Raw genomic sequence first — 13,162 nt, 5'->3', positions numbered from 1 at the left:
GGACGGCTCTACCAGGCTGGGGCAGGAAGTAAAGCTGATACCGCGCAATGAGAAAGGCCTGGGCGAGGCGGAAGCCCACTTCCAGGGCCTCGGCTACAGCACCCTGGGCGACCGGTACGGCATCAAGCAGGGTACGCTGAACACTTACCTGCTGCGGGCTTTCGAGCACGGAGCCCGCATTCTGGCCGATACCCAGGTGGAGCGGGTGACCATTCAGGCCGGGCACGCTACCGGCGCGGAAGCCGTGCACACCACGGCCGATGGCCGCCGGGTGCGGGTGACGGTGCGGGCCCGGCGCGTGGTGGTAGCCGGCGGCTCCATTCAGTCGCCGGCCCTGCTGCTGCGCAGCGGGCTGCGCCACCCTCACCTGGGGCAGCACCTGCACCTGCACCCCACGGTGGTGGTTTCGGCCCTGTATCCGCAGCGCATGAATCCGTGGCACGGCCCCAGCATGTCGGTGGTGAACGACTGCTTTACCATGCTGAACGGCACCAACTTCGGCGCCAAGCTCGAAACCCCGCCCGCCCACACGGGCCTGATGGCCATGGTCCTGCCCTGGCTCAGCGGCGAGCAGCACAAGCAGATGATGCTCAATGCCGCCCACCTGGGGAGCTTTATCGTGCTCACCCGCGACCGGGACGGCGGCCGGGTCAGCATTGATAAGCAAGGGGCCCCGCTGATCGATTACACGCTTAGCGACTTCGACCGCGCCAGCATGCTGCAGGGCATACGGGCCGCCGCCGAAATTCACGCGGCGGCGGGCGCCAATACCGTTTACCTGCCCCACGGCACGCTGCCCACGGTGTACGCCAAAGACGGCGTTATTCAGAATCCGGAAGTGCTGGACCGCCTGCCGCATCTGAGCTGGAAGCCCAACCAGTTTGGCCTGTACAGCGCCCACCAGATGAGCACCTGCCGCATGGGCGGCGACGCGGCCACGCACCCGGTCGGCCCCAACGGGGAAACGTACGAAGTCAGGAACCTGTTCGTGGCCGATGGCTCGGCGTTTCCGGCCTGCAGCGGCGTGAATCCCATGCTCACTATTATGGCTCTGGCCCACTACACGGCTCAGGAAATGAAAGCCAGCGGGCCGGCCTCAACGCATTCTGCTAACCGGGCGGTGGCAATGGCTTCGTAAGGACCAACCCGGTTATTTTAGCCTGATTGAGCGGCCGCTATAACCACCGGCCCCCTTTTTCGCGTAAGAAAGGCGCACTCTCAACTTCTGCGCCGCTATGTTTCCTGCCCGTTCGCTGCTTCTCCTGGCTCTGTTCAGTACGCTTACCCTGAGCTGCGCCCGGCGCAACAAGGTCGACATCCCGGTGGCCAAATCAGTAGTCGTGACTCCGGCTCCGGCCCCCGAAGTACCCAAAGCCGCGGCCCGTGATCTGGCCGATGTGATGACGGACGAGCTGGGCCTCAACCCCGATCAGCAAACGAAAGTCCGGACCATTCTGCGCAGTACGGTGCAACAAGTGAACGATGCCCGCCAACGGCTGGGCGGAGATAAAACGGCGCTGACTGCCGAGCTGCGCAGAATCAACACTTCGGCCGAAAGTGACCTGCGCACGGTGCTCACCGCCACCCAGTATAAGGAGTATCAGGCCAAGAAACGCGCTATGCAGGCCCAGATGCAGGCGCGCCGGGCTGCCGCCAAGTAAGCCCACGGCTATATACTGACGCGCCGGAGCAGGCGGCTGCCGGGCTGGTGCTGAGGGCCGCGAAGCGGTTGTTCGGGTTAAATGCGCAATGCAGGCACCCGCGCAGTCAGCCGCTCGAAAGCGGCCCGGCTCAGCTTTAACCACGCGGGGCTGGCCGTATCCGGCAATGTTGCTCGTCGTGGGTCGGCGCGGTAAATGGCCGCTGGCAGAAGCGTAGACGCCATTTGGTACGTGCTCAAAAACGGCTGCGTCGCCCGCCAACGCGGCCGACGGCCCAGCGGCCCTGGCCTTGTGAGGCGAGGTAGCCGCCACTTGCGCGTCCGCCACGGGCAGCATGAATTCGTCTACGGCGCCTCGCACAGCAACGGCATCGGGCCCTGCCGGAGCTTTGGCCCGCTTCCACCAGCGCGCGCCCGGATATACCCCTTGGCTACACTTGAATGAGTCCGGATTCCGGTTCAATCATCGTCCCGAAGACCTCTGAAAATTTCCTGGTTCTACCCGTCGCACCGTAGGGGACGGGGCTTGCCCCACCCGTCGTTGCACGAACTTCTGATGATTCGTTCTCCGACGGGCGGGGGCAAGCCCCGCTCCCTACTTCCTTTTCGCAAATCACTTCGCCAGGAGTATAGCTGCCCTTCTGACCAAGGGTACTTCCTGGGTCTCTGCAGAATACCGGCAACCTATTTCAGCCGGGCAAAAACATATTTTACGCTTATTTGTAATTATTCCAAATAGGACCAATACCTTTGTCCCACTCTTCACCACCGGCTTAAATTAGTTGCCATGTCTTTTAAATACGCTTCGGTCGCGCTGCTTGCTCTCACCTTTGGCTTCACGGCCTGCGACAAAAACGATACGGAATCTGCTCCCGTCCTGCGCACCAAAATGGACACCAGCTCGCTTAGCGCGACTTCGCGGTACACCGAGTCGTTTAAGGACGCCGGTGGCCAGTCCACGGTTGACCTGACCACGTCCGGTCAACGCCTGAACATGTTCTCGGAGTTCAACTCCTACATGGCCCTGGTGGCGGTAGCCGCACCGGCGGCACCTTCTACGCTCGAAGTAAATAAGCTGCGCGGCTTGTACGCCAACACCGGTGCCTATTTCACCGGCCCCGGCCTGAACACCTCCGGCCTGCAGCTGCGCACCACCACGGCGGCCTCTTTCCCGGCCACCGGTGCGGAAGCCGTACGTAACTACATCGATCAGAACATCACCAAGCTAGCCGTAGTCAGCCAGTCGGTTAATAATGTAGCCACGCCCGGCAGCGCCGGCCGCCTGGGCCGCTACCTCGTGGACGAAAAAGGCGTTGAAGTAAACCAGGTGATTCAGAAAGCCCTGATTGGGGCCGTGCTGCTCGACCAGATCAACAACGTGCTGCTCACCGACCAGGCGCTGAAAGCCAACAACAGCAAGGTGGTGGACGGCAAAGTCTACTCGGAGCTGGAGCACAACTGGGATCTGGCCTACGGCTATCTGACTTCAAACGCCATCATGACCACGGACATCACCGCCACCCCGCGGGAGCGTTTCCTGGCCGGCTACCTCAATGAAAAGAACGGCCCGGCTTCGCCCGGCGTGTATCTGGCTTTCCTGAAAGGGCGCGCGGCCATCGTCAACAACGATGCCGCGGGCGTGAAAACCCAGGCCGACCTTATCCGCACGGAGCTGGAAAAAACCATTGCCCTCTCCGCCGTCTCGTATTTGAGTAGCTGGAAAGCCGCGGCGGCCCTCGACGTGAAGGCCCACGCCCTGGGCGAAGGCCTCGGCTTTATTTACTCGCTGCGCTTCTGCCCCAAGTACGGCGCCGACGCCGCCTTCTCCGACGGCCTGCTGACCGGCCTTACCTCCGGCAGCCAGGGCGCCTGGAGCCTAACCAACGCCCAGGCCGACGTGGCCATCAACGCCATCAAAGCCAAGTTTAGCATCCAGTAACCGTCGGCCCGCTACTTCAGCGGACCCGAGGCCAACGCATCAGGCAGCCAGACTGCGCGGTCCGCTGGCCTTCGCCACAAAGCCAACACGCCATGAAAAAGTCTCTCTTGTTCGCCCTCACGCTGCTGCTGCTCGCGGTGGGCATCTTCAGCTGTCAGAAACAACCCGGCGTCGATACGCCGGAGCCCAGCACCGGCCCCGACCGCAAAGCCCTGCTCACGGAATGGGCCGACAACCTGATAAAGCCCGCCTACCAGCGCTTCAACGACAAGCTGGTGGTGCTCAAGGCCAGGACTACGGTCTTTACGGCAACTCCCACCACGGCCACGCTGGTCGAGGCGCGGCAGGCCTGGCAGGCCGCCTACGTGGAGTGGCAGCAGGTGGAGCTCTACGAGTTCGGTCCGGCCGAAGCGGTGAGCCTGCGCAACCACTTCAACATTTACCCGGCCGACGCGGCCGGCATCAACCGCAACATCAGCGGCGGCGCTTACAACTTCGAGTTGTCTACGGCCATTCCGCAGCAGGGCTTCCCGGCCCTGGACTACCTGCTCAACGGCATTGGAGCTGACGACGCGGCCATCGTGCAGCAATACGCTTCGTCGGCCGCGCACCGTCGCTACCTGACCGACGTGGTCGCCAAGATGGACCAGACCTTCGGCACGGTGTACGGGCAGTGGAACGGCGCGTACCGCGACACCTTTATCAACAACACCGGGACGGACGCCAGCTCGTCGCTTTCGCGGGTTATCAACGCCTACTCCCTGTATTTTGAGCGCTACCTGCGGGCCGGTAAAGTCGGCATTCCGGCCGGCACCATGACCGGCAGGCCGCTGCCGGCCAAGATGGAAGCCTACTACCTGCGCGGGGCGCTGCCCCTGCAGCTGGCCACCACGGCCCACGCCACGGTGCAGCAGTTCTTCAACGGCCGGGCCGGGCAGCCCTCGCTGAAAAGCTACCTGGAGGCCCTCGGCGCCAAGGACAGCCGCACGGGTCAGAGTCTGCCCAGCATCATCAACACCCAGTTCGGAGCATCATACCAGCAGCTTAGCTCCCTGGGCCCCGACCTGCATACTACCCTGACCAGCCGCAACGCCGACGCGGTAGCCTCCTACAACGAGATGCAGAAGGCCGTGCGCCTGCTGAAGGTCGACATGACCTCGGCCCTGGGCATCACGGTGACCTACGTCGATAACGACGGCGACTAATGGGGGAAGGGCTCCGGCGGTACTTTCGTTCCTCCATCCCGGCGGCTCCGCTGGCTACGTTCCGGTTGGCCTTTGGCCTGCTGGTGCTGGCCAGCGTAGTGCGTTTCTGGGCCAAGGGCTGGATTGCGGAGCTGTATCTGCGGCCCAAGTTCTTCTTTGCCTACTACGGCTTCGAGTGGGTGAAGCCCCTGGGGCCGTACACCTACGGGCTGTTTGCGGTGTGCGGGCTGTGCGCGCTGCTGGTAGCGGTGGGCTGGTGGTACCGCACCGCGGCGGCGGGTCTGTTTCTGAGCTTCACCTACATCGAGCTCATGGACAAAAGCACCTACCTCAACCACTACTACTTCGTGAGTCTGGCGGCGCTGCTGCTGCTGGTGCTGCCCGCCGGCCGCTACTTTGCCCTGGACACGCACCGGCACCCGGGCCGCTGGCGCAACGAGGTGCCCCGCTGGACGGTGGACGCGCTGCGCCTGCTCATGGGCATCGTGTACGTGTACGCCGGGCTGGCCAAGCTCAACTCCGACTGGCTGCTGCAGGCTATGCCGCTGCGCATCTGGCTGCCGGCCAAAAACGACCTGCCCCTGGTGGGCCCGCTGCTGAGCCAGGTCTGGGTGGCCTACCTGTTCAGCTGGTTCGGGGCCTTCTACGATCTGACCGTGCCGTTTTTTCTGCTTGTCCGCCGCACCCGACCCTGGGCCTACGCGGCCGTGGTGGTGTTTCATTTGCTCACGGCGGTGCTGTTTCCCATCGGCATGTTTCCCTACGTGATGATAGTGGGGGCCCTGATTTTCTTTCCGGCCGCCTTCCACGAGCGGCTGCTGGCCGGGCTGCGCCGGCTGCTGCAGCTGCGGCCGGCGCAGCCCCGGCCGGCGGTCCCGCTGGTGTACGGCCCGCGCACCCGGCGGCTGCTGGGACTGGGTCTGGGCGTGTTTTTTCTGGTGCAGCTGCTGGTGCCCTTGCGCTACCTGCTCTACCCGCAGGAGCTGTTCTGGACCGAGGAAGGCTACCGCTTTTCCTGGCGGGTGATGCTCATGGAAAAGATGGGCCAGGTGCAGTTCAAGGTCGTGGACGGCGTGACGGGCCGGGCCCGGCTGGTCAATAACTACGAGCATCTGAGTGTGCTCCAGGAAAAGATGATGAGCACCCAGCCCGACATGCTGGTGCAGTTTGCCCGCTACCTGCGCGACTACTACGTCCGGCGCGGCGTGGCCGCCCCGCAGGTGTACGCCGACGCCTACGTGAGCCTGAACGGGCGCCTGGGCAAGAGCTTTATTGACCCCACCGTGGATTTGGCCCGCGCCTCCGACGACCTGCGGCCCAAGCCCTGGATTTTGCCCTTCGACGATGAGATTAGCGGTTTGTAAGATAATGCTGCTCGTCAGCGTCCTGGCCTCCTTTTCGGCCGCCGCCCAGCAGGTGAGCCTGCTGGGCCGGGTGCGCGAAGCCGGTAGCAACCGGCCCGTGGTGGGCTGCGAAATATACGTGCGCGGCTCCCGCCAGATTGCCCGCACCGACTCGGCCGGCCTGTTCAGGGTGCCCAACCTGGCGCCGGGCCGCCAGCAGCTGCAGCTGGCTTCCATTGGCCACGAGCCGCTGAAGCTGGCCGTGGACCTGACGGCCGAAACCGGGGTGCTGGACTTCACCCTCACGGCCCGGCAGCGCACGCTCGGCGAGGTGGTGGTGGCCGCGCCCCAGTCGCGGTTTGGGCCGCAGCGCCTGCGCGAGGTGGAAGGCACGGCCATCTTCGCGGCCAAGAAAACGGAGGTCATCGTGCCCGACAACCTGGTGGCCAACCTGGCCACCAACAACGCCCGGCAGGTGTATTCGCGGGTGGCGGGGCTCAACATCTGGGAAAGCGACCAGGGCGGCCTGCAGCTCAGCATCGGGGGCCGGGGCCTCGACCCCAACCGCACCAGCAACTTCAACGTGCGCCAGAACAACTACGACATCTCGGCCGACGCGCTGGGCTACCCCGAAAGCTACTACACGCCCCCCGTGGAGGCCGTTAAGCGCATCCAGCTGGTGCGCGGGGCCGCTTCGCTGCAGTACGGCACGCAGTTCGGCGGCCTGCTCAACTTCGAGCTGCGCACGCCCGAGCCCGACAAAACCGTGGCCGTGGTGTCGCGCCAGACGGCGGGCTCGTTCGGCTTTTTCAGCTCCTTCAACAGCGTGAGCGGCACGGTTAAGAAGCTCAGCTACTACGCCTTCGGCCAGTACAAGCGCGGCGACGGCTGGCGGCCCAACGCCGGCTTCGACAGCAAAACGGCCTACGCCGACCTGCGCTACCAGTTCACCGAGAACTTCAAAGTAGGTGCCCAGGTCACCCACATGGACTACCTGGCCCAGCAGCCGGGCGGGCTGAGCGACCGGCAGTTTGCCGAAAATCCGCGGCAGTCCAACCGTGCCCGCAACTGGTTTGAAGTCGACTGGAACCTGTTTAACCTCTCGGCCGACTGGAAGCTGAGCCCGCGCTCCAACCTGAACCTGACCACCTTTGGGCTGCTGGCCTCGCGCCAGGCGCTGGGCTTCCGCACCAACTTCGTGGAGCGCCCCGATGCCGACACCCAGCAGCGGGAGCTCATCACCGGCGACTTCCGGAATATCGGGGCCGAGGCGCGCTACCTGACCCGCTACGACCTGGGCGAGGCCAAAAGCGGCGTGCTGCTGGTGGGCACGCGCCTCTACCGCGGCTACAACCACAGCCGGCAGGGCTTCGGGCCCGCCGGGCGCAAGGCCGACTTTCGGTTTGAAGAACCCGAGTCGGGAGTGAATGGCTTATCGGGCTCGTCGGACTACCGCTTCCCGAATTACAATGGGGCCGTTTTCGCCGAAAACATCTTCTACTTCGGCGAGAAGTTTTCGCTTACGCCCGGGGTACGGGTGGAGTACATCCGCACCCGGGCCGACGGCTCGTACCAGACCGTGGCCCGGGACCTGGCCGGCAACATCACCGACGTCAGAACCACCACCGAAGTGCGTACCAGCCCGCGTGCGTTTGTCATTGGCGGCCTCGGGGCCAGCTTCAAGCCCGTGGAGCAGCGCGAGTTCTACGCCAACGTGTCGCAGAACTACCGCTCCATCACCTTCAGCGACATGCAGGTGGTCAACAACTCGCTGGTCATCAACCCCAACCTGCAGGACGAGCGCGGCTACTCGGCCGACCTGGGCCTGCGCGGGGAGCAGGGCCAGTGGCTGACTTACGACATGAGCCTGTTTGCCCTGTTCTACAACAACCGCATCGGCGAGGTAGGCACCTACAGTGCCAATAATGTTCCGTTCCGCTACCGCGACAACATCGGCCGGGCCCTGATTCTGGGCGTGGAGTCGTACGCCGAGGCCGATCTGCTGCGGGTGCTGCGCCCGGGTGCCGGGCCGGGCCGCTGGCGGTGGTCCACCTTCGGCAACGTGTCGCTGATTCGCAGCCGCTACACGCAGAGCAAAAACCAGGAGATAATCGGCAACCAGGTCGAGTTTGTGCCCGACGTCAACCTGAAAGCCGGCATGCAGGGCGGCTTTGGCCCGCTGAAAGCCTCCGTGCAGCTCACTTATCTCTCCGACCAGGTATCGGAGGCCACTAACGCCCGCAACAGCCCGCAGGATGCGCGCCCCGACCCCAGCCTGGCCGTCATTGGGCTGATTCCGGCCTACCAGGTGCTGGACGCGTCGGTGTCGTGGGAGCGGCGCTGGCTGAAGCTCGAAGGCAGCGTGAATAACCTGGCGAATACCCTGTACTTCACCCGCCGCGCCACCGGCTACCCCGGTCCCGGCATTCTACCCTCCGACGGCCGCAGCTTCTACCTGACCGTGGCCGTGAAGTGGTAGCGCTTACGCGGGCGCCTCAGTCGCCCTGACGTGGGTGGACGGTAAACGAAAAGAACGTCATGCTTCCTCTGGCGTCCGCGAAGCCGAAGCATGACGTTCTGTTTTTTTGGATGCTTGAATGTTTGGGAAAAGCCCATGCTGCCAGGTGAATTCCCGCGCCAGTCCCGGCTTCCGGCAGCATGGGCGCGTCGGGACCCCGGGCTACCCGCCGGAAAAAATCGGAGCTGCCAAAGCCCAGGTGAATAGCGCCTGGCAGAGCGTAGGGACGGACGGGAAGCGGCCGGGAGCTATTGTTTTTGCAAAATGACCAGGGCCGGGCAACTAATATAGCCCAATGTGCATCTTTTCGCCTGTCGCCTCCGGCACCGGCTGCCAGGGAAAAATATCTGCCGGCCGGCTTGCATATCCAGCGCCGATTCAGCTGCTTTGTATTGCCAGCTACTTGGCGAAGCACATAAGCCGGCGTAACCTTCTTCCGCCCATGATTCAGCTGCAAAACATCCGCAAAAGCTACGACATGGGCGCTAACCGGCTGGAGGTGCTCAAGGGCATCGATCTGCACATCCGGCAAGGCGAGCTGGTGAGCATCATGGGCTCGTCGGGGTCCGGTAAAAGCACGCTGCTCAACATTGTGGGCATCCTCGACGACTTCGATCAGGGCGACTATACGCTGGCCGGCACCCGCATCGACCGGAACCTGTCGCAGACCCGGGCGGCGCAGTACCGCAATCAGTTTCTGGGCTTCGTGTTTCAGTCGTTCAACCTGCTGAGCTTCAAAAGCGCGCTGGAAAATGTGGCTTTGCCGCTCTACTACCAGAAAGTAAGCCGGCGGGAGCGCAACCGGCGGGCCCTGGAATACCTCGACCGGGTGGGGCTGGCCGACCGGGCCGACCACTTGCCCAGTGAGCTGAGTGGCGGGCAGAAGCAGCGCGTGGCCATTGCCCGCGCCCTCATCAGCCAGCCCAAGCTGATTCTGGCCGACGAGCCCACCGGCGCCCTCGACACCCAGACCACCCAGGAGGTGATGGACATCTTCAAGCAGGTACACCGCGAAGGCATGACGGTGGTTATCGTGACCCACGAAAACGATATTGCCCATCAGACCCAGCGCATGATCCGGGTGCGCGACGGCCTGATTGTAAGCGACTAAGGCCGCGCAGCAGGTCCGCAGTGAGTGGTGTTTCTTTAAATTCTTCCCGCTATGAAAACGCTCCTTTTATGTGCCGTAGCCCTAGGGCTGGCCGGTAAGGCCCACGCCCAGGTGACGCCCGCCGAAAGTCAGGCGTTGGCCAAACAGATCAATCAGCTGATGCGCAACCCGCAAAAGCCCAAGCAGGAGGTAAGGCTGACTCTGCGCGGCTGCCACGCCGAGCAGCTGATCCGCGACCGGGACGCGGATGTGGAGACGACCAGACCACTGGCGGTAAGCTTCGGCAGCGGCAATTCCGGGTGGGCCATGAAGATGGACAATGGGGTGTTCGAGCTGAAAATGGACTTCGAATGGGCCGACGTAACGGCGCTGACTTACCAGCTCTCCACCGACGACGACGAGCCCCGGCATTACGAAATAAAGATTGCCAAGCGCAGGAAAAGCAGCACCACCAGCTTCGAGCTGCCCCTCTACACCACCAGCGAAGCCACGGTGAAAGACGTGGTGCGCCGCCTGGAAAAAGTGCGGCAAAGCTGCCGGGAGGGAATTAACAATTAACAATTAAGAATTAGGAATTGCTTGATCGGGATATCTGCTTCCGGGCCCGGGCAGCATAGTAAGGAATCAGGGCAATCCGCCTAATCCGCGAAAATCAGCGCTTCATGTTCAACCTCGATAAGTGGCAGGAGATTCTGGGAACCATGCGCCGCAACAAGCTGCGCACCTTTCTGACGGCCTTCGGGGTGTTCTGGGGCATCTTCATGCTGGTACTGCTCCTGGGGGCGGGTAAGGGCATGGAAAACGGCATCTGGAAGGAATTCGGCGGCGGAGCCATGAACAGCCTGTTCGTGAGTGCCGGCAAAACCTCCCTGCCGTGGCAGGGCCTGAAGCCGGGCCGCGAAATCAAGTTTACCAACGACGATATGGAGGCCATCCGTCAGCACGTGGACGGCGTGGAGCTGCTGGCTTCCCGCAACCGGCTGTTTGGCGAGTACACCATCATCAACGGCACCAAAAACGGCTCCTACCAGGTATTTGGGGCCAATGCCGAGTTTTTTCAGCTCAACGGGGAGAAGCTGGCCCGGGGCCGCCTGCTTAACCCGCTCGACGGCATCGAGCAGCGGAAGGTGATGCTGCTGGGCGAGAAAGTGCACAAGGTTTTGTTCGGCGACGGCAGCGGCATCGGGCAATACGTGCAGGTGAAAGGCGTGTTCTTTAAAATAGTGGGCACCTTCACCAACACCGGCAACAACGGCCGCAACGAGGAGCGGGCCTTCGTGCCGTTCAGCACCTTTCAGACCGTGTTCAACCAATACAACGAGGTGCAGCGCATCGGCATGAGCAGCACCAGGGGTACGCCCGTGAAAGTGCTGGAAGAGCAGGTGCGCCAGCTGATGGCCCAGCGCCATAAATTCGACCCCGCCGACAAGCAGGCCCTGGAGCTCGAAAACAATGAGGAAGAGGTGCAGCGCTTCGAAGGGCTGTTCAGCGGCATCAAGCTGTTCGTGAGCATCATCGGGGTGCTGACGCTGGTGGCCGGGGTGGTGGGCGTGAGCAACATCATGCTCATCATCGTGCAGGAGCGCACCCGCGAAATCGGGGTGCGGAAGGCGCTGGGGGCTACGCCGGGGAGCATCATCAGCATGATCGTGCAGGAATCGGTGGTTATTACCAGCCTGTCGGGCTACCTGGGGCTGCTGGCCGGCGTGGCCCTGCTGGACGCGGTGCGCTATGCCCTGGAAAAGTCCGGCGGTACCACCTCCTACTTCGACCATCCGGAGGTGAATGTCGGGGTGGCGCTGAGTGCCACCCTGCTGTTGGTTGTTTCCGGCGCCGTAGCCGGGCTGATTCCGGCCATGAAGGCGGCCAACGTGAAACCGATTGAAGCCTTACGGGCCGAATAAGTTAAATCAACCATGTTTGACCTCGATAAATGGAGCGAAATCTGGGCCACGGTGCGGCGGCATAAGCTGCGCACGGGGCTCACGGCGTTTGGCGTATTCTGGGGCATTTTTATGCTGGTGGTGCTGCTGGGCGCGGGCAAGGGCTTCCGCAACGGCGTGGAAAAGGAGTTCGACGTGGCCAAAAACGCGGTGTTCGTCTGGACCCAGCGCACCAGCGTCCCCTACGCGGGGCTGAAGGTGGGCCGCTTTATCCAGCTGACCAACGACGACGTGCAAGTTCTGACGCGCGAAGTGCCCGAGGCCGCCGTCATATTGCCCCGCGGCTCCCTGGATGGCACCTTCACGGTGCAGTACGGCACCAAAAGCTCCTTCTTCTCCGTCAACGGCGAATACCCCGGCTACCCGGCCGTGAAGGCCCTGCACCTGACGGCGGGCCGCTTTATCAACGACATCGATATTGCCGAGCGGCGCAAAGTGGCCGTCATCGGCGACCGGGTGGCGGAGGTGTTGTTCGATAAGGCCGATCCGCTGGGGCAGGAAATCCGCATCAAGGGCATCTACTTCCGGGTGGTGGGCCTGTCCAAAGCCGAGGGCAAGCCGGAAAATGCCCAGCAGGACGCGCAGACCATCATCATTCCGCTCACGGCGCTGCAGATCACCTTCAATCAGGTGAACAAGGTGGGCTACTTCGCCTTCATCCCCAAACCCGGCATTCCGGCGGCCCTCGTCGAAACCAAGGTGAAGCAGATTCTGGCCCGGCAGCATAAGGTGGCCCCCACCGACGAGCGGGCCTTTGGCTCGGCCAACGTGGAGGAGGAATACGCCCGGGTGCAGGGGCTGTTTACCGGCATTTCGGGCTTCAGCTGGCTGGTCAGCATCGGCACCATTCTGGCCGGCATCATCGGGGTGAGCAACATCATGCTCATCGTGGTGAAGGAGCGCACCAAGGAAATCGGGATTCGCAAGGCGCTGGGGGCCACGCCCTGGAGCATCGTGAGCCTGATCGTGCAGGAAAGCATCGTCATCACGGCCGCTGCCGGCTTGCTGGGGCTGCTGTTCGGCACGGCCCTGATGGCGGGTATAAACTTCCTGATTGCGGGCCAGGACGTCGGCTTTTTCGCCAACCCGCAGGTCGACGTGGGCGTGGCCGCTACGGCGGTGGCGCTGCTGGTGGTAGCCGGAGCCGTGGCCGGGCTGGTGCCGGCCCTGAAAGCCGCCGGGGTGCAGCCCGTCGTGGCCCTGAAAGATGAATAACCCGCTACTTCACTCCCTCAACCTAACTCCCGGAAGGGCCCGGCCATGAACAACCAAGCACTGCCAGAAGAAGCCGTCGATACCGAGCCCGGGGAGGTTCCGGCGCGTCCGCGCCCGGAGTATTACGCCCCTTGCCAGGCCCCCAAGCCACCCCTGATTACTAGACTTGATTCGGAAAAGGGTGCTAAGTTAACTCGTGCGAGGCAGCCGTAACTTTGGGGATGGATT

At 63.1% G+C, this 13,162-nt stretch carries 10 protein-coding genes; all 10 read left to right on the top strand.

The window, feature by feature from the left end; genetic code table 11:
* Positions 1-1,138: GMC family oxidoreductase N-terminal domain-containing protein (locus ABD833_RS02965; protein WP_345070879.1), on the top strand; the 1,138-nt coding region annotated here is incomplete at its 5' end.
* A gap of 97 nt (positions 1,139-1,235) precedes the next feature.
* The gene (locus tag ABD833_RS02960) at positions 1,236-1,661 is read left to right on the top strand and encodes a hypothetical protein (protein ID WP_345070878.1); all 426 of its coding nucleotides are present in this window, start codon (positions 1,236-1,238) and stop codon (positions 1,659-1,661) included.
* A 786-nt stretch (positions 1,662-2,447) separates the two neighbouring features.
* Positions 2,448-3,599: a DUF4856 domain-containing protein gene (locus tag ABD833_RS02955; protein ID WP_345070877.1), complete on the top strand. Its 1,152-nt coding sequence runs from the start codon at positions 2,448-2,450 to the stop codon at positions 3,597-3,599.
* 92 nt (positions 3,600-3,691) lie between these two features.
* Positions 3,692-4,804, top strand: coding sequence for an imelysin family protein (locus tag ABD833_RS02950; protein ID WP_345070875.1), 1,113 nt, complete (start codon positions 3,692-3,694; stop codon positions 4,802-4,804).
* Positions 4,804-6,168 carry an HTTM domain-containing protein gene (locus tag ABD833_RS02945; RefSeq protein WP_345070874.1) on the top strand — a complete coding sequence of 455 codons (1,365 nt, stop codon included), beginning with the start codon at positions 4,804-4,806 and terminating at the stop codon, positions 6,166-6,168. The genes ABD833_RS02950 and ABD833_RS02945 overlap by 1 nt, the downstream gene beginning before the upstream one ends.
* A gap of 4 nt (positions 6,169-6,172) precedes the next feature.
* On the top strand, positions 6,173-8,626 hold the full coding sequence (locus ABD833_RS02940) for a TonB-dependent receptor domain-containing protein (protein WP_345070873.1): 2,454 nt from the start codon (positions 6,173-6,175) through the stop codon (positions 8,624-8,626).
* A gap of 481 nt (positions 8,627-9,107) precedes the next feature.
* Positions 9,108-9,776 (top strand): ABC transporter ATP-binding protein, encoded by a 669-nt coding sequence (locus ABD833_RS02935; protein ID WP_345070872.1) that lies wholly within the window; start codon positions 9,108-9,110, stop codon positions 9,774-9,776.
* Between the two features lie 51 nt (positions 9,777-9,827).
* Positions 9,828-10,334 (top strand): hypothetical protein, encoded by a 507-nt coding sequence (locus ABD833_RS02930; RefSeq protein WP_345070871.1) that lies wholly within the window; start codon positions 9,828-9,830, stop codon positions 10,332-10,334.
* 104 nt (positions 10,335-10,438) lie between these two features.
* Positions 10,439-11,680: an ABC transporter permease gene (locus tag ABD833_RS02925; protein WP_345070869.1), complete on the top strand. Its 1,242-nt coding sequence runs from the start codon at positions 10,439-10,441 to the stop codon at positions 11,678-11,680.
* A gap of 12 nt (positions 11,681-11,692) precedes the next feature.
* A complete protein-coding gene (locus ABD833_RS02920) occupies positions 11,693-12,934 on the top strand; it encodes an ABC transporter permease (protein ID WP_345070868.1) in 1,242 nt (413 codons plus the stop codon).
* Positions 12,935-13,162: the final 228 nt, after the last annotated feature.

The sequence above is a fragment of the Hymenobacter fastidiosus genome (assembly GCF_039539565.1).
Taxonomy (GTDB): domain Bacteria; phylum Bacteroidota; class Bacteroidia; order Cytophagales; family Hymenobacteraceae; genus Hymenobacter; species Hymenobacter fastidiosus.
The sequence above is the reverse complement of the archived record's forward strand: the minus strand, read 5'-3'. Positions and strand labels throughout refer to the sequence as shown.